Source organism: Glaciecola sp. MF2-115 (assembly GCF_047250385.1).
Lineage (GTDB): Bacteria > Pseudomonadota > Gammaproteobacteria > Enterobacterales > Alteromonadaceae > Glaciecola.
In genome coordinates this window covers 55,938-74,084 of record NZ_JBLBVM010000048.1, presented here as the reverse complement: position 1 = coordinate 74,084, position 18,147 = coordinate 55,938, and the positions used below count along the sequence as shown (strand labels likewise).

Sequence of the window (18,147 nt, the reverse complement as noted above, 5' to 3'; positions counted from 1 at the left end):
CAACAAATTTATTGAGCCTCTAAAAAGTGGACCGTTTCCTGCAACACAGTCATTGTTAGCAACTTTTAGCTACGCATTTTTACTGAGCATTTTCTAACACTGTACAGCTAAAATTTCGAATCCTCTATATGAAATAGGTAACAATATGGAATTAGATCCCTTAGTACTCTCGCGAATTCAATTTGCATTCGTTGTTTGTTTTCACGCCATATTTCCAGTTTTTACGATCGGTTTAGCAAGCACAATTGCAGGTTTTGAAACCTTAAGTTTCAAAACCGGTAACCCTATTTGGCAGAAACTTTCTAAGTTTTGGATCCAAGTGTTTGCCGTTGTATTTGGAATTGGCGTTGTGTCTGGCATTGTAATGTCCTTCCAATTTGGTACTAACTGGAGTAACTTTTCTTACGCGACGGCTAATTTTCTCGGCCCTGTTTTGAGTTACGAAGTGATTACCGCGTTCTTCTTGGAAGCCGCTTTCCTCGGTGTGCTGCTGTTCGGACGAGACCAAGTACCACAGGGTGTTCATTTATTTGCAGCAATCATGGTTGCGACAGGCACTTTTATCTCTTCATTTTGGATTTTGTCAGCCAACTCTCTTTTGCAAACACCAGATGGATTAGAGCTTATAGATGGTATGTATCACGTAAAGTCTTGGGCTGACGCGTTATTTACCGCCTCTTTTGCTTATCGATTCGTGCATATGGCTCTCGCTTCATTCCTTACTGCGGCACTCGTTGTAGCCGGTGTCAGTGCATGGTTTATTATTCAGAAACGAGAGTTGGAGGCTAATAAAAAAGCACTTTCAATCGCAATGTGGTTCTTGTTAGTTTTAGCGCCTGCACAAACTATTGTTGGTGACTTTCATGGTTTAAATACATTGAAGCATCAGCCTGTAAAAGTGGCCGCCATGGAAGGGAATTGGGAAACATCTACTGGCGTACCACTATTACTTTTTGCCATTCCAGATCAAGAGAATCAAACGAATCACTTCGAAATTAAGATCCCCAAACTCGCGAGTTATGTTTTAACTCACGAGTGGGATGGTGAAGTTCCTGGTTTAGACCAAGCACCTATTGAGGAGCAGCCGCCAGTATTTATCGTATTTTGGTCCTTTAGAATAATGGTTGGCCTTGGTTTACTCATGATTATATTTGCAGTTTGGGGCTTAGTATTGCGTCATAAAGGCCGTATTTATAAGTCGCCAGTATTTTTGAATGGTTTACGTTTAATGAGTTTGAGTCCCTTCATCGCCGTTCTAGCGGGCTGGGTAGTAACGGAAGTGGGTAGGTCGCCATGGTTGGTTTATCAACAAATGACTCATGCACAAGGTTTGACCCCCTCCCTCACTGGCGGAATGGCATTGTTTACTCTAATTGGTTATATCATCGTTTATGGCCTTGTATTCAGTGCCGGCGTTTACTACTTATTAAAAGTATTTAGAGGAGGTGTGGAGAAAGCAAATGCACCTCATGAAACAGACGAAATAGAACGTCCTAGCAGACCCTTTTCCGCAGCACACGTTGCCATTGATGGAGATGAATAAACATGGAACAACATTTTGATTTAACCATTATTTGGGCCGGTATTATTGGTTTTGGACTGATGATGTATGTATTAATGGATGGCTTCGATTTGGGGCAAGGGATACTATTTCCTTTCGCACCAAATGAGAAAGCCCGCGACACCATGATGAATTCTGTTGCCCCGGTGTGGGATGGAAATGAAACATGGTTAGTGTTGGGAGGAGCAGGACTTTTAGCCGCTTTCCCTTTGGTCTACTCAATTTTCCTACCTGCACTTTATATCGGGGTGTTTTTGATGCTGGCTGGGCTGATCTTTAGAGGCGTCGCTTTTGAATTTCGCTTTAAAGCCAAGACATCTAAGCATTTATGGAGCTGGTCTTTTGCAGTTGGTTCAACTGTCGCTGCATTTGCACAAGGCGCAGTGGTTGGTGCCTATATTCAAGGTTTCGAAACCGAAGGCTACGTATACTCTGGTGGAGCGTTAGATTGGCTAACGCCGTTCACGGTTATTACGGGGCTTGGATTAGTCGCCGGTTATGCGCTTTTAGGTAGTACCTGGCTTATCATGAAAACAGAAGGCGAATTGCAAGATTGGGCCTACAAGATTACGCCTCGCCTACTAGCGGGACTATTAATCGTTTTTGCTATTGTCAGCTTTTACACACCTTTCGTTGATGAAAGAGTGAAGCTTCGTTGGTTTGATAACATCAGTTTAATATGGCTCTTGCCTGCGTTAACACTGTATTGCTCCTTTATTGTTATCCGTGCTGTGAAAAAGAAACAAGATGGCACGCCATTCGTAGCAACTATGGGGATTTTCTTATTCAGCTACCTTGGTTTGCTAGTAAGTAAATGGCCATATATCGTGCCACCTAACTTTACCATTTACGATGCAGCGTCATCCTACAATTCACAACTGTTCTTACTATTAGGATTCCTGTTTGTTATCCCCATTGTATTAGCCTATACAAGTTGGACTTATTGGGTGTTTAGAGGGAAAGTCAAAGAAGGTGGTTACCACTAAGTTGATGACACAAACTGAGACAATTCGGCCTGCTCAAACAGGCCGAAACTTTCTAAATTCCCACGCGAGATCACAGCGCTTTCTGCTCTCAATGGCAGTATTAAGCGCGTCGTTGTCGACCGTATTGATGCTAGTTCAGTGGTTGAGTTTTGCTCTAGCTGCAGAGAAGCTCATCATTGAAGAAGCATCATTCGAAAGTATTGAATTCTGGCTGCTACTATTTGTGTGCTCGGTTATCGGTAGAGCACTGTTAACACGAATGCAAACTGAGTTTGCACAAAAAGCCAGTTTGAATATTAGGCGCACTATACGGAATGAACTCTTACTCCATTGGCGCATTTCAAACCCACTTCGAATTAAACAAGTATCTGCTGGAGCGTCCGCTGCACAATGGGTAGAGGAAGTAGAAACGATGGACGGTTATTTCTCTCGATACTTGCCACAACAAATGCTAGTAGTCATATCGCCACTTCTTATTTTAGGAGTTGTTGCATATTTAAACTGGTTATGCGCTTTACTATTATTGATTTCCGCTCCACTTATTCCCGTTTTTATGATTTTGATCGGTATGGGTGCGGAAAGTCTTAACCAAAAATATTCAACAATCAGACAACGATTGGCAGGCCACTTTCTCGATCGTGTCACACACCTTTCGACCATTAAAATACTAGGTGCAGAGGACGATGTTTTTCAGGAAGTCGCAGCGCAAAGTGATGACTATCTTAAAATAGTAATGAAAACACTCAAGCTTGCTTTTCTATCATCTACCGTACTGGAGTTTTTTACCAGTATCGCCATTGCTAGCTTGGCTATTTATATCGGGTTTTCTTTATACGGAGCAATTACTTGGGGCCCCGCTGAGGAACTGAGCTTATTTACCGGCTTACTTATTTTAATATTGGCTCCTGAATTTTTTCAGCCACTGCGCAATTTATCTCAATATTATCATGATAGAGCAAGTGCTTTAGGAGCTGCTAATAATCTTGTTTTAATGCTAAATGAAGACAAGCCGTTAGATAAGGATACAAATAAAAATGAACATAGTAAGGCCCACACCGAAGAAGTAAGCCCAAAGCTAGGGAGTTCACCAAACGTTAGTGAACAAAGCTTAAGACAATACACCTTGCATTTAAACGGGCTACGTATCGCTTATCAGAAGCAGAGTCCCATGAGCCAAGAAATTGAACTTAAATTGAATACAGGGCAAACCTTAGTCATAACCGGTAGCTCCGGCAGCGGCAAATCAACTCTGTTGAATATTATCGCGGGCTTCATACCCACTGTAATTGGAGAATTGCATATTTTCCCCAAAGAAAAGGTACCCATTGCTTACTTGCCTCAAAACGCGTGGATCAAAAATGACAGCATCTATAACAACCTTATTGCTTTGGCGCCCGCCGCTACCAAAAAAAGCATGTTCGATGTCCTGCACTCTCTCGGTTTAGCAAGTGAATTAACACTCAATCATGATGGCCTAAATACTATTATTGGGGAGCATGGCCAAGGGCTCTCTGGTGGTCAGATGCAGCGAATTGCCTTAGCTAGACTCATGTTAAATCCTGCACCTATCGTTTTATTAGATGAACCATCTGCGAGCCTGGACCTAATCAGTAAGCAATACATTATTGAAGCTCTCAAGGAGCTGAAAACAAAAACTATTTTAGTTATCGCAACTCACGATCCAGCTCTAAAATCTCTCGCTGATATACAAATCAACCTCGATAAAATAGAAGAAGGCAAAGATGCAGTATTGGTTTAATTTACTTTTTAAAAGCCAAAACCATCGTTTATATTGGGGCGTATTTTGGGCTTTCATGACCGCGCTTTCTGCCATTGGTTTGTTAGCGTTATCTGGTTGGTTTATTACGGCAACGGCGTTAACTGGCGTAGCAATTGGCGCTGGAATATTCATTAAATTTGATATGTATTTGCCAGGCTCAGGAATTCGCTTTTTTGCTTTAAGTAGAACATTGAGCCGATACATTGAAAGAATTTATAACCACGATACTATTTTACGCCTGATTTCGACTTTCAGGCTACGCCTATTTAAGGGGCTTTCTAGCCTTCCTTTCAGTGAATTGCGAGCCACTTCCGATAGTGATTGGTTAAGTAAACTTACGGCCGACCTTGACTCTTTAGATAGTATATTGATCCGCTATACAATTCCTCCTATTGTCGCTACGCTCCTAATAGTAACACTAAGTTTGTTCTTAAGTTTCATATGGTTTGAATTAGCTATTTATCTGGGGGCTTTCTTACTATTGTGCATCGCTTTTACTATTATTCTCAGCATTAAGAAAACAAAAGGCTTCGCTGAATCATCATCTCGCACTCTCAGTGAGTTAAGAGCCGACATTATAGAACATTTAAAAGGTGCAACTGTGCTTCAGTCTCAACACCTCATGCAAGCCCACGAAGCGCCGATTCTTAAGCGTTTAGATGAATTTTACAAAGTTGAGAATGCTTTCAATCAAAGCGTGGCAAACATTCAATTACTATTAGATATAACGCTTGGTTTGGTCATAACAGTTTTGGTTTTTATTGGCCTTTATTCGGTAGAGTCATCGAAAATAAGCGCGCCAACGGCGGTTATGTTGGTTATGTTATTTATTGGCGTATCCGAGATATTACAGAGTTTACCTAGTCAATTTAGCGCTTGGGGCAAAACAAGTTTTTCAGCAAATAGATTGAAACCTTTAGCAATGAGAAACAGTGATAAAGTAGAAGCTAAAGAGATAGTTGTTGAGTCAATCTCTGTAAGAGTCTCTAAACACCCAAACATACCGAAAAGCCATGAAAGTGAGCTTATGTTTACATTACAAGCCGAACGACTTCACCTTATTTATGGTCGCTCGGGAACGGGGAAATCTTCCTTGGCAAGGTTAATGCTAAATACGGACAAATTTGATTCAACGAACACCAAAATTGTGCTCAATTCAAAGACTAATCTGGCTGATATCCCGTGCACTGATTGGCATCGAAATATCGCATACTTGGAGCAAAGTAACGCCATACTCGCCGGTACACTTGTCTATAACCTCACATTAGGTATGAGTTCGATTTCCGAAAACCTAATATGGGAAGCTTTAAAGTTGGTAGAACTAGACACTTGGGTTAAAAACTTACCACAAGGATTGAATACTTGGTTGGGTGAAACCGGTGGAAAAGTATCAGGTGGACAAGCAAGGAGAATTGGTCTTTGCCGAATTCTTTTAAGGCGCCCACAGTTCGTAATTTTAGACGAACCGTTTAACGGCTTGGACGGTGATATGACTGAACGTATTTGGCAAAACATACAGCCATGGATTTTGCAAAGAATGACAGTCTTACTTACCCATGAAAAGCCTACTTTTTTAAATGACAATGAGGTTTTTAACCCTCAGTGCTTAGATGTTGAAAGAGATTAAAGTCAGAATAATATTCAAAAAATACATAGATAGCCAAGATAAAAGTAAGATTAAAGATTCAAAGGTTTATTTAAACGATTAGCGGAAATATGATGAAACGAATTAATAAAATCATAGCAATTATAATTGCTCTAACTTTTCTAGCGGCTTGTGTCAGCTCTCCTTTTAGAGCCTCGATTGAAGCTCCCCCCAAGCCATCAACTAAAGAAATTCAAACCCTAGAGTCATCGGTAAAATGGCAGGTGAAAAGCAAAGAGTACCAGCTTATTACGCGTAAAATTTATAAGGATGCAAGCCAAGTTATCATGAACAAGGCTACACCAAAGGTACCTTGGGTTGTCATCATGGATGTAGATGAAACCGTATTGGATAACAGTCAATATCAGGTGGATTTAAATATGAATGGGCTCAACTATTCAAAAACTAGTTGGGACAACTGGGTAAAAGATAGAAAAGCAAACTTAGTACCTGGCGCTAAACAGTTTATCGAGACTGTCATTAGTAAAGGTGGAAAACTAGTATTAATCACCAATCGAGATAAAGCTCTCGATAGCTTTACTTGGGAGAATTTACAAACTCTCGACCTACCAGTTAACGAAAACAACACTTGCTTAATCGGCAGAACCAAAGCTGATATTGATGCGGTAAACGATGTTAATTACATCAATGATAAAGATCTTCGGCGTGAGCAAGTTACTAATGGCAGCGCCAGCTGTTACTCAAGCGCCGACAAGGCCTCATTGACTTGGAAAAACAAGCAAGCTGTTCTAATGCAAGTTGGAGACAATATTGAGGATATAAATAATATCACTCAAGAGAATGCCGATATTGATAGTATTCTGCCGCGCTGGGGACTGGACATCATTATATTGCCCAATCCGATGTACGGCTCCTGGAATTGATCAAGTCACATTTACCCTTCAACACACTTAAGTGCAAAGTAACACCTAGTATCCTTGGGCAACGATGGCGTCTGCTAGACGCCTAAAGCCTACAATATTAGCGCCTTGAACGTAATTAGCTTTGTCATTGCCTTGCGCTCTGCTTTCATCCTCACACGCTTGATGAATGTCGCTCATCTTCTGCTGCAGCTTTTTATCTAGCTCGGCCTCGGTCTCATAACGCATCATTGCATTTTGCTGCATCTCAAAACCAGAGACGATGACGCCACCTGCATTTGCTGCTTTCCCTGGTGCATAATGAAGTTTGCTTTTAAGCAGCGTGTCAGATGCTTCTTGTGTGCATGGCATGTTCGCTCCTTCAACAACACCAAAACTAAGGTTTTTAACAATCTTCTTAGCAGTATCACCATTAATTTCATTTTGCGTAGCGCAAGGTATGCCAATATCGGCTTTAAGTGACCACGGAGACTCATTTTTCTTGTAAAGTAAGCCGTCTTTCTTAGCTAAGCTTTCCAGACTGTTTGTTTCCTTTTTACCTTCCTCTAACAACCAGTCAAGATGCTGCTGTGTCAAGCCCTCTTCAGCAATGAGAACACCTCTGCTGTTTGATAGTGAGAGTACTTTAGCGCCCAGTTGTAAGGCCTTTAAAGCAGCATGCAAAGCTACATTGCCGGCACCAGAGATCAATACACTATGCCCGTCAATCTGCTTGTCTTGGCTCTTAAGCATCTCTTGGACAAAATAGATAACACCGAATCCAGTCGCCTGCGCACGCAAACAACTTCCGCCCAAAGCAATGGGTTTACCAGACAGCGCGCCATCGTATGATTTGGCAAGACGAAGATATTCACCGAACATATAGCCAAGCTCTTTGTCACCTACGTTTATATCTCCTGCGGGCACATCTGTATTGGGACCAATATGTTTATAAATTGCTTGCATGTAGGCATTGCAGAAACGTCGAATCTCGTTCTCTGAGCGCCCTTTCGGATTAAAATCAGATCCCCCTTTCCCTGACCCCAGTGTCAGCTGAGTTAGCGCGTTTTTAAAGCTTTGCTCAAAGGCTAAGAATTTCAGTGTCGAAATATTCAACTGTGGATGGAAACGGGTTCCACCTTTGTATGGCCCAAGCGCGTTGCTATGTTGCACTCGCCATGCTCTGTTTACCTCTGGGTAGCCCTTATCGTTTTCCCAAGTCACGGTGAATTCTAATATTTGATCATGCGTTAATATTCGCTGTAAAACATTGTGCGCTTTATAGTCCTCGTTTGCGTTAACAATCGGGACAATATATTCACAGACTTCTTTCGCTGACTGTAAAAACTCATCTTGGTTTGGATTCTTCTCCTCTAACCAACTTATGGTGCGCTCTAGTAATGACATCAAATATCCTCATTTTCATTTATAGAAATAGTCCAGCAAATATCTGCCGGTTTATACAGCGAAAATCGCATGCATTATCGTTCAAATGTTAGTTTGAACTGCTACTCAGTAAGTCCAAGCTCCAGTTTGGGTGGCAGTCTTCTTGTTTAGCTTTTTTAAGCCACAATAAAGTATAGGTGGCGACTAAGGCCCCGGAAACAAGGTTGGAGACCGCTATCCCAATATAGACCCACGTTTCATCAAACCAAATGGAAGCAAGCATGCTCAGGGGAACATACAGTGCAAAAGTGCGTACTGCGTAGTAGCTAAATCCGCTTATCGATTTACCGAGTGAATTAAATGTCGCAGATGACACAATAACAAAGCCATAACCAACCAAACTAGCCGCCACAATAAGCAAATAAACTGTTGCCTCTTCCGCTACATTTTCGTTCGAGGCTAGTAATGACGTGAACACATCTGCGAAGGCGAAAAACACGCCGGCAATTAACGCTGACCAAGCCAGACAAAGTAAGTAGCAATACTGTACCGACTTGATAACTCGCTGTTTATTGCCAGCCCCCCAATTTTGTCCAGCAATTGGACCAATAGAGGCTGAAAGCGCTAGCATAGGTATGCACGCAAACGACTCTATTCTGGTTGCGACACCAAAAGCAGCAACCGTTTCCGAACCGTAGGCCGCGATAATGGTGGTCACTATGCCTATGCCAACGGGATTAACGACGCTTCCCGCCCCAGCTGGTAACGCTATTTTCAATACAGACTTGCACGAATCTTTAAACACCTCTAATTCTGGTCGACACAGTTCGATAATTTCCTCTCGGTAATAAGCGACATAAAGGGCCAAAATAAAAGTTACAATTCTCGCAATCATAGTGCTGATGGCTGCGCCCTCAATATTCATTGCAGGAATTGGTCCGATGCCGAAAATTAAGGCTGGCGTAAGCGCGATGTTAACGGCCGCTGCAAAAAACATGATAAAGCTTGGCCAAAGTGCATTGCCAACCGATCTAATAATGGCGTTGGCTACAATTGGTATAACTAGGAATGGCATCGATATATACCAAATTTCCATGTATTGAATAATGTAGGGCAGTGTTTTTTGCGTTGCGCCCATCAGCTTAAATAAAGGATTAATCGTAAAATAGCCAATTGCTGAGATAGTGATTACCAATACTACTGCTAACAGAAGGCTATCAGTAGCCAGACGTTTGGCTTGTCCTTTGTTATCAGCGCCGATGGCTCTGGACACTACTGAGGAGGCACCAGCACCCAAGCCGCTCGATAGACTAGCTATCGCCATTGTTACTGGAAAAGTGAAAGACAGTGCTGCGAGCTGGTCAGTGCCAAGCTTACCGACAAAGTAGGTGTCGACTAACGCCACTGAGAAAACCGCTATAATGCCAAAAATCATCGGTAACGCGAGTCTTGCAATAATAGGCAACAAGGCCCCTTCAACTAGACTGTTGTCGTCCTGTGAGCTTTTCTTTTTCGTTGACTTGGCCAAAATAGTCCTTCATGTCTGCTTTCTTCTTGAAATGTCGACAACTGACGTTATCGTTATAATTTAATAGGTATCCTACGTTGATTTAGCAAAAATAGATTAGGTAGAAGACCCTAAGGGATACTTCTAGGGTTTATTTTGGTGAGGAGCTATTGTCGCTCTTAGGTTAATAAACACTATTTGAATGAACAAAACCATTCGCAACAGAAGTAGTTATAAAGCTTGCTTTAGTTGCTTGATTATTAATCCGCAGGAAATAAGGTTAGCGCAATGACGGTATTACGATGAGCTTAGGCACTTGGCCTAATCCACACTGGCACACCATTTAACACTGCGTTGCCAGATAGCTCATCTACCACCAACTCATCGGTCAAATCATTCACGCTCACACCAGCATGTTGCTGTGCTACTTTCCAACGCATGCCTTTTCTATTGTGACCCCAGCCATGTGGAATTGAAATAACGCCAGGCATGATTTTCTCAGTAATTTCTGCTGGTAAACTAATCTCTCCCACTCGCGACCTAACCGTGATCATTTGCTTATCGTCAATGTTGAATTGTGCAGCATCATCTGGGTGAATTTGAGCTGTGCAACGTGACCAACCGTTATTAGTACCTTTCACCATACGTTGACTGTTATGCAACCACGAATTATTTGTTTTTAAATGACGACGACCTATTAATTGCAAACTACCTTCAACCGCCTCTGGCTGTTCAAAGAAATGTTTTTCTAACCGCGTTAAATCAGCCATAAAGTAATCGAAACTCAAATCGATCTTTTTATCCTGATGATAGATTGCGTTAGGTAAGTCGCTCTGCAACGGCCCTAAATCTATACCGTGGGGTAACTCCAATAGCGTTTCTATACTTATCGGTTTTCCCTCATGCTGATAAAGCCCCATTTTCAACATATCATCCACAACACCAGTGGGTGTTTTGTTCCATAAGTGTTGATATTTATCAGTCGCGACTCCATTCAATTTGTCGAGTCGCTCAGCTAAACCAAGGTAAATTTGCCAGTCCGTTTTGCTGTTTTCTTCAGGTGGGAAAATGGCAGGTGAATACTTTGCGCTATTTCTTACTGCGAAGTTATGGAAAACAATATCATAGTGATCGCGCTCTAATGCCGTCACTGGCGGAAGAATAATATTCGCATGCCTTGTCGTTTCGGTCATAAAGAAATCGACTGCCACAACAAAGTCTAAATTTTCAAACGCGGCATCCAGTTGCTGACCATTAGGAGTAGTTAAAACGGGATTTCCGGCACCAATTACCATCGCTTTAATTTGTCCCTCTCCGGTCGTTATCATTTCTTCAGCTAATGCTGACACAGGAAACTCTCCAGCAAACGCTGGAAGCTTTCTAACCCGTGTATGAAATTGACCCATTGAGCCTCTGCCCGAGTGAGGAAGTAAGTCTGCTGCAGGCTGGGTAAACATCATGCCACCGCGCTTGTCTAAGTTACCCGTTAATATGTTGAATAACATAATTAAGTACTGAGTTAAGGTACCAAAAACCTGCACGCTGGCGCCCATGCGACCATAGCAAACCGCTGACTCTGCTTCACAAAAATCACTGACTAATTGCTCAATTTGTTCAGCTGTCATGCCTACTTTATTCGCCACTTTATCTGCGGTGTACGCTGCGGTGTACTTCTTAATATCCATTAGCTGAGGTGCAAATTCTTGCAGTTTTCCCGGTGATACTTTGTTACTTGAAAATAGCGTGTTGATCATTGCTAGTAATAATAAGGCATCGGTACCCGGTTTGATAAAATGGTGTTCACTGCTCATATCCGCAGTTTCAGATTGCTTTGGATCAATGACAACGACCTTGCCATTTCGTGCTTGAATGGCCTTAAGTCTGCGCTTGATGTGAGGGACGGTCATGATACTGCCGTTCGATGCTAAAGGGTTTCCACCAATAATCATAAAATACTGCGTATGATCAATGTCTGGTATCGGAATTTGTGACTGGTGACCAAATAGTTTTCTACTCACTATATGATGAGGGAGTTGATCAACGGATGTTGCTGAGTAGCGATTGTGTGAGCGAAGTGCCTTGTAGAAATACGGGCCAAACAAAATTGACCCCATATTGTGCGCATTGGGATTGCCTAAGTAAGTCGCGATAGATTCAATGCCGTGCTTTTGTTGTGTTTCGTAAAGTGCATTCGCAACTTTATCCAAAGCTGTTTCCCATGAGATCTCTTGCCAACCATCAGCCGTTTTTTCCAAAGGCATTTTGATGCGGTCAGGATCATCATACAAGTCCTTTAATGCCATTGCTTTTGGGCACACATGACCTTCACTGAATGGATTTTTCTTATCACCCACTATTGATAGGATATCTCTGCCCTTCGTCGTCACTTCAATTCCACACATAGCCTCACAAAGTGTGCACGTGGAGTAATGTTTTTGTTCAATGTCAGTGTTTAAGTGAGCCATGAGTTATACCAAATTAGTCATTGATGAATATAAATTAGCGGGTATGCGAATTATAGACAAGCATCATCTATATTTATGTCTTATTTATCGCGCTGCTTATTGATACATTGATTGTTTTTGTAACGAATGAAAATTGAACAGCCCCTCGAATAAGAGGCTGTTTTTAAGAAGTTCGTATTAATTATCTAAGGTTTCATAAATATGGCGAGACATACTCTTTCTGTCACCATTTCTTAGGGTGCGAACTTTAGTAAACCAACTCCACCATTTACGCTCAGTGACGTCATCGAAATCAACTCTCACGCCATTGAAGGTCGCATCATTCACTACAGTTGCATAATTACCGCCTGCTCTATCGTCGGTAATTACTTCAAAGTGGTCAGCACTTTCTCCCATCAATACAACAAAGTTGTTAAACATTAATGAACTTGGTGCTCGGCTGCTTTTCAGTTGGCCATTAACACGAATGCTTCTGTTACAAGATTCATAATTACCTGCGTAACGAGCACCACAAGCACTATGCAAGGGAACAACGCTGTCATCACTACCTTGGATGAAAGGTTTAGTTAAGCTCGCGAAAGCACTACCTGTGCCCACAAAACGTAAACGAGGGAAGGCGAGGTTTTGTGGCGCTATGCTGCGTGCCGCAGAAGGGCGCAAGTCATTTACGACACCTAAGTTTTCAGGCACGACATCTAAACCAAGAAATAAGCCCACTACAACACGAATACTACTTTGAATAAATCCGCTGCTTTGTGAAACTGTTACGGCTAAATCTGCTAACTCAGTACCACCACCAGCACCAGCCAGATCGATTACAGCTAGTACCTTTACTCTGTTTTGGTCAATGCCCCATTGGCCCAATCGTGATAGAGCATCTCGAAGCACTAAATCACCAGTAGAATGAGTTACCCAAATACAACCTTGGGCACATTTACCATTATTCTCTAAGTCTTGAAAATGGCGTTTGAACTGATTTTTGATACCACCACTGACGCGATCAGCACTTGAGAAATAATGATGATCGTCGGCACGTTGTGTCCAAAATTCGCCAAAATAATCAATTGATCGTTGATTCAAATAAGCTTCATTTGGTGGAATGTTTTGTAGATCATCCATTTGAAATCCATGGACTAAAATGACAGGTTTACCGTTGATATCGGCCTGAACTGTTCCCGCCAGCATACCGAATAGCAATACTAATAGTGCTCTTGTTTTCATGTTTCACCTCGTTGTTTACAGTAGCGAACTACCAACGGGCAGCTCTTCCCCACTATGTTATTTTTATTATGAAATACTAACTTTTATTCAGTAGCTACTATGTTTTCTAAACACGGTTGCTACTTTAGTTCCCTAAACTTCTCAGGAATTCCGCACGTTCAAGAGCAATAGGATCGACATGTTTCACGTCGTCAAATTGATCGAAAGAAAAACCAGGCACTGCATAGCTCTTTTCTAGCGACTTACCGGGGACATCAAACTCTTCGTTATCATCAGCGCCTCTGTAGAGATTAATGTTTCGCAGGTTATAAGGGCCCTCTGAACCTGAATATTTAAGTGCTTGAATATGGGCTTGCAACAGAATTTTGCGAGAACCTTTTGATAAACGTGCCTCAGATTGCAAAGATATCAAAGGCTTAGCAGTTTCGGCATCTTCAAGCACTGCGCGTAAAAAATAATACCCTGACTCTTCAACGTCGAGTTTCACCGGTATATCTAAATTTGCGCCATTAGATTCAACGCGCCCAATACCGACAACATCCGCTGATGATTGAAAATATCGAAATCCTTGAGTAATAAAAAATTCTTCCCCATCAACTTTCACTAACGCTTTAAACAGCATCTCCGGTGTGAACTCACTATCTGAAACGCTAGCTGTATCCACACTTCCGACAAATAAAGAGCCATCTGAACTTACTAACTCTACGGGTGTTTGTAAGTCCTTCTTCGAGCTTGCAAACTTACTATCAACTTCAACATAAGCGCTAGATGGCGCACCCTTCACTGATAACTGAATAGCAATTGTTTCATCTTGAAAATACTGGAACTTATTCAGCGCAACCTTGACATTTAAAGTACCACCACCCTGCATGGGAAAAGGAATACTAAACTTCGCGTCTTCGAAAGGTGCAGGTTCGTAAACATCGTTCGGGTTTCGAATAGGTTGCGAGCCAACAGGAAACTGTGCTGTGTCCATATACGTATCCGCGATTTGAGAAAACTGAGCTTGGAAAATGACATCATCAGAAGGGAAATCATCGGAAATAAGCAAATCATCAGTTTGGACTTGACGTATTTTTGGTGATTCTGCCTGCTGCGGCTGTATGTTTGCAACTTGTGTGCTTTCGATTGGGCGCTTTTCAATTTCTTCGGGCGCACCAAATAACATGAGACTTGCAGCCACACCGATAATTAATAATACACTTAGTACAATGAATGCATTTTTCATCGAATTCGACCACACCTCAGCTCATCAGACCATTACTATATAGAATGGAAACCTGATTGTTAAGTTTTTATCTATATTTTTTACATTTAATTAACACAATAGTCTTAAGTATTACGTTCTAGCTTGTTCGCAGTAATTGCTTACAATTTCATCATGGTTAGATTTAACTTGTATTGCTAAAGTTAATAGCATGCATTGATTTAACAGGAGCTAACAGCATGGAATTTATTATAATGTTTAGTATCGGGGGCTTTGTTTTATTGCTATGGCTAGTGCCATTTATATTGATTATGTCTTCTGCTCGCACCCGTGGAGGGGAAAAAGTAGCTTGGTTATTGCTTATGTTATTCGTTTCTTGGTTCGCTTGGATATTCTATTTGGTACTTGCTCCCTTAAATGAAACGAGTGCTTCGAGATACCATTCTTAGCTAATAAAACCGATACTATTTTAATACAAAAAGTGTACAGTGGTGTCGAAAGTAGATACATTTGTTACGTACTTTGATAATAAGTGAATTTTAATAAGTGAGGATAAATGAAAACATTATTAGTTAGCGGATTTATCGTAGCAACATCCATGGCAACAATGTCATCTGCGGCGCATGCGCAAATTGTCAGTTCCGATGCTGTTATGCAAGCCCAAGAATCACATTACAATAAACAGAAACTTATTGGCTTAGTAAGCCGAGACGATGTGCAGCAAAAGCTTCTTTCGTTTGGTGTTCAACCACAAGATGCACTTAAGCGCATTCAAGCAATGACGGATGAAGAAGTTACGCAACTGAATCAACAATTAGGCGAAGAAAAAGCTGGCGGGATTGTTGGTGCAGTTTTGACAATATTAGCCTTTTTGGCCATCACCGATTTAATTGGTGTTACCGACGTATATCCATTTATTGAGCCAATCAATAGCTAGTATGACAAATAAGACATGGCGCCATAGTTTCTTAATAGGACTCATGGCGCTTTTTTATGGCTGCCAAGCTACCCCGCAAGCAGACTCATTTAATGCAAACATGCTAGAAAGTTTGCCTCATGAGCATTTGATCGCTTCAGTGCCATTTTTTCCTCAGCAAGAGTTTTATTGTGGCCCCACGACGTTGTCAGAAGTATTCAATTACTACGGCACTCAAGATAGTCCTGAGAAGATTGCACCAAACACATTTATCCCCAATCAAGAAGGCACTCTGAAAGTAGAGATGAACGTTGCGGCTAGGCAACATGGTTTCCTTGCCTATACGGACACAGGCACCCTAAGCGATATCATTTCACTTGTGAGTGATGACATTCCTGTGATTGTTTTCCAGAATGTTTCGACGTCTTGGTTTCCACAATGGCACTATGCTGTGGTGATAGGTTACGACATTCCTAAAAGAAAATTCATTCTGCATACTGGTCTAACGCCAGAACACATTATGTCTTTTGAATTATTTGAACGCACATGGGGAAGAGGTGAGTATTGGATGCTAGCACCTCTACCTCCTGAAAAAAACAGTCAACACCTGAAACCTTACATATACATCAATGCAGCCTATGACATGTTGACGGTCACAAATGAACAGAAAGGGATTCGCTTCCTTATTTCCGCTACTAAGCAATGGCCTAATAACTGGCTACCGTACTTTCTGATTGCCAATCACTTTATTGAAACAGCACCCGAGAAGTCAGTAAAGTGGTTCGAACAAGGTATGGAGGTCGGCCAATTTGAATCAGCCTATTTAAATAATTACAGCATTGCATTGTTAAATATAAAAGAATATGGAACAGCATTGAAAGTAATTAATAGTGCGATATCACGCTTCGAAGATGAGGCTATTCTGAAAGCAACAAAATCCAAAATTGAAAAGGAAATTCACCAGATCCGTGGCGCTTCAACTCAAATTTGATTTATCACCTTTGGTGGTAAGTAGAGAGTGAATTCATTAACAGGTTCAATAAGGACACTGTGTGCTGATTGCTGTTCTTCTTGTGTTACCAAACCCAAACGCCATCGATCGCAGTTTGCTTCGGCCTAGGATATAAAAATTTTTAATACTTCCTAGGCCTGTTGCTTCCCTACTTTGTTAAGTAGTTCAGCTTGCTAAAGACAAGCTTACTTTCTTCTAGGCTGTCTCTTTCTATCGCCTTGACCTTCGCGATTGCCATTTGGAGCATCTGTGCGAGGTTTTCTTGGCTTCTTGGGGCGCTTTGCTTTCAACGGCTTCAGTGCTACAGCCGGTAGCTTATCGTGGGGTTCAAAACCTTTGATCACTTCCGTTGCTATCACTTCACCGATTAAGCTTTGAATTTCACTGATGTTCTTTTTATCTTCTATCGTGGCAAAGCTATAAGCATGTCCGGCTGCGCCAGCTCGGCCTGTACGACCAATTCTATGCACATAATCTTCAGCAACGTTAGGCAGATCAAAATTGACAATTTGCGGAAGCTCGTTGATATCAATTCCTCTAGCTGCAATGTCTGTCGCAGCAAGTACTTGAACCGCACCACTTTTAAAGTCGGCTAATGCTCTTGTTCTGGCGCCTTGGCTCTTGTTTCCGTGAATTGCCGAAGCGGTAATGTTTTTCTTATTCAAATGTTTCGCTAAGCGATCTGCACCGTATTTTGTGCGGCAAAAAACCAAAACTTGGTGCCAATTATTCTCGACTATCAAATGGCTAAGCAATGCATTCTTATTAGTCTTATCTACCGGAATGATCACTTGTTCAACCGCTTTTGCTGTGCTGTTTTTCGGATTCACCGAAATTTCTACTGGGTTGTTTACAATCGTCTTCGCTAACTTACGAATATCATCCGAGAATGTTGCAGAGAAAAGTAGGTTTTGTCTTTTCTTCGGTAGAATGGCCATGATTTTCTTGATGTCATGAATAAAGCCCATGTCTAACATGCGATCAGCTTCATCTAGCACCAATATCTCAAGATCAGAAAACTTAACTGCCTTCTGCTGATACAAGTCCATTAAACGACCAGGCGTCGCCACTAATATATCAGCGCCTCTGCGGAGTTTTTGCATTTGTGGGTTTATGCCAACACCGCCAAAAACCACTTGGGTCTTCAGGTTCAAATGTTTGCCATAAAAACTAATGTTCTCGTTAATCTGAGCAGCTAACTCTCGGGTTGGCGTTAGTATTAGCGCCTTTACATTGTTCGATGTTGCAGGTTTCGAATTCTCAAACATTGAAAGAATTGGCAATGTAAACGCGGCAGTTTTACCTGTACCTGTTTGCGCTGCGGCCATGACATCCTTGCCGTTTAATACAACCGGAATACCTTGTTCTTGAATAGGTGAAGGTTGTTTATAGCCTTTTTCTTCAATAGCTTGAAGAATAAGAGGGGATAATCCTAAGGATTCAAATGACATGCATATACTCGTTTTAAACTGATAGGACTTAACTTAGAGTTAAGTAGGGATCGTCTAGCAATTTTTAATGTAATTTGCTATTCGATATTAAGGCGGCAGAGGGTACAGCAGAAAGCAAAAAGCCGCAATATAAATGCGGCTTTGATTTAG

General features: G+C 41.6%; 14 protein-coding genes. 8 read left to right on the top strand and 6 right to left on the bottom strand.

Translation table 11 applies throughout. The annotated features are described in order from the left end of the window. The first annotated feature begins 145 nt into the window (after positions 1-145). The 5 genes from ACKLNX_RS07985 to ACKLNX_RS07965 all read left to right on the top strand — a co-directional run bounded on the left by ACKLNX_RS07985 (position 146) and on the right by ACKLNX_RS07965 (position 6,856). Complete coding sequence (locus ACKLNX_RS07985) at positions 146-1,543, top strand: cytochrome ubiquinol oxidase subunit I (protein ID WP_412971932.1); 1,398 nt, start codon at positions 146-148, stop codon at positions 1,541-1,543. Positions 1,544-1,545: 2 nt separating this feature from the next. Then, positions 1,546-2,547, top strand: a complete 1,002-nt coding sequence (gene cydB, locus ACKLNX_RS07980) for a cytochrome d ubiquinol oxidase subunit II (RefSeq protein ID WP_412971931.1) — start codon at positions 1,546-1,548, stop codon at positions 2,545-2,547. After that, entirely contained in the window at positions 2,534-4,306 is a 1,773-nt protein-coding gene (gene cydD, locus ACKLNX_RS07975) for a thiol reductant ABC exporter subunit CydD (protein ID WP_412971930.1), read from the top strand. The genes cydB and cydD overlap by 14 nt, the downstream gene beginning before the upstream one ends. Then, positions 4,290-5,954 (top strand): amino acid ABC transporter ATP-binding/permease protein, encoded by a 1,665-nt coding sequence (locus tag ACKLNX_RS07970; RefSeq protein ID WP_412971929.1) that lies wholly within the window; start codon positions 4,290-4,292, stop codon positions 5,952-5,954. Before cydD ends, ACKLNX_RS07970 begins: the two co-directional genes overlap by 17 nt. 92 nt (positions 5,955-6,046) lie before the next feature. Next, positions 6,047-6,856, top strand: coding sequence for an HAD family acid phosphatase (locus ACKLNX_RS07965; RefSeq protein WP_412971928.1), 810 nt, complete (start codon positions 6,047-6,049; stop codon positions 6,854-6,856). Positions 6,857-6,901: 45 nt separating this feature from the next. Here the strand turns inward: ACKLNX_RS07965 and gdhA are convergent, their stop codons facing one another. The 5 genes from gdhA to ACKLNX_RS07940 all read right to left on the bottom strand — a co-directional run bounded on the left by gdhA (position 6,902) and on the right by ACKLNX_RS07940 (position 14,639). After that, positions 6,902-8,239: an NADP-specific glutamate dehydrogenase gene (gdhA, locus tag ACKLNX_RS07960; protein ID WP_412971927.1), complete on the bottom strand. Its 1,338-nt coding sequence runs from the start codon at positions 8,237-8,239 to the stop codon at positions 6,902-6,904. An 88-nt stretch (positions 8,240-8,327) separates the two neighbouring features. After that, positions 8,328-9,746, bottom strand: a complete 1,419-nt coding sequence (locus ACKLNX_RS07955; RefSeq protein ID WP_412971926.1) for an MATE family efflux transporter — start codon at positions 9,744-9,746, stop codon at positions 8,328-8,330. A gap of 287 nt (positions 9,747-10,033) precedes the next feature. Continuing rightward, on the bottom strand, positions 10,034-12,190 hold the full coding sequence (locus ACKLNX_RS07950) for a molybdopterin oxidoreductase family protein (RefSeq protein ID WP_412971925.1): 2,157 nt from the start codon (positions 12,188-12,190) through the stop codon (positions 10,034-10,036). 177 nt (positions 12,191-12,367) lie between these two features. Then, positions 12,368-13,411, bottom strand: a complete 1,044-nt coding sequence (locus tag ACKLNX_RS07945) for a hypothetical protein (RefSeq protein WP_411693363.1) — start codon at positions 13,409-13,411, stop codon at positions 12,368-12,370. 124 nt (positions 13,412-13,535) lie between these two features. Beyond that, on the bottom strand, positions 13,536-14,639 hold the full coding sequence (locus ACKLNX_RS07940; RefSeq protein WP_412971924.1) for a hypothetical protein: 1,104 nt from the start codon (positions 14,637-14,639) through the stop codon (positions 13,536-13,538). A 218-nt stretch (positions 14,640-14,857) separates the two neighbouring features. Here ACKLNX_RS07940 and ACKLNX_RS07935 point away from each other — a divergent pair, with 218 nt between their 5' ends. From ACKLNX_RS07935 to ACKLNX_RS07925, 3 genes are all read left to right on the top strand, one after another. Beyond that, entirely contained in the window at positions 14,858-15,067 is a 210-nt protein-coding gene (locus ACKLNX_RS07935) for a hypothetical protein (RefSeq protein ID WP_411693365.1), read from the top strand. Between the two features lie 107 nt (positions 15,068-15,174). Continuing rightward, positions 15,175-15,555: a PA2779 family protein gene (locus tag ACKLNX_RS07930; RefSeq protein ID WP_412971923.1), complete on the top strand. Its 381-nt coding sequence runs from the start codon at positions 15,175-15,177 to the stop codon at positions 15,553-15,555. Positions 15,556-15,598: 43 nt separating this feature from the next. Next, the gene (locus ACKLNX_RS07925) at positions 15,599-16,525 is read left to right on the top strand and encodes a PA2778 family cysteine peptidase (RefSeq protein ID WP_412971922.1); all 927 of its coding nucleotides are present in this window, start codon (positions 15,599-15,601) and stop codon (positions 16,523-16,525) included. A 206-nt stretch (positions 16,526-16,731) separates the two neighbouring features. On the opposite strand, the gene ACKLNX_RS07920 is transcribed toward ACKLNX_RS07925, so the two are convergent. Continuing rightward, positions 16,732-17,997, bottom strand: coding sequence for a DEAD/DEAH box helicase (locus ACKLNX_RS07920; protein WP_412971921.1), 1,266 nt, complete (start codon positions 17,995-17,997; stop codon positions 16,732-16,734). Positions 17,998-18,147 lie beyond the last annotated feature (150 nt).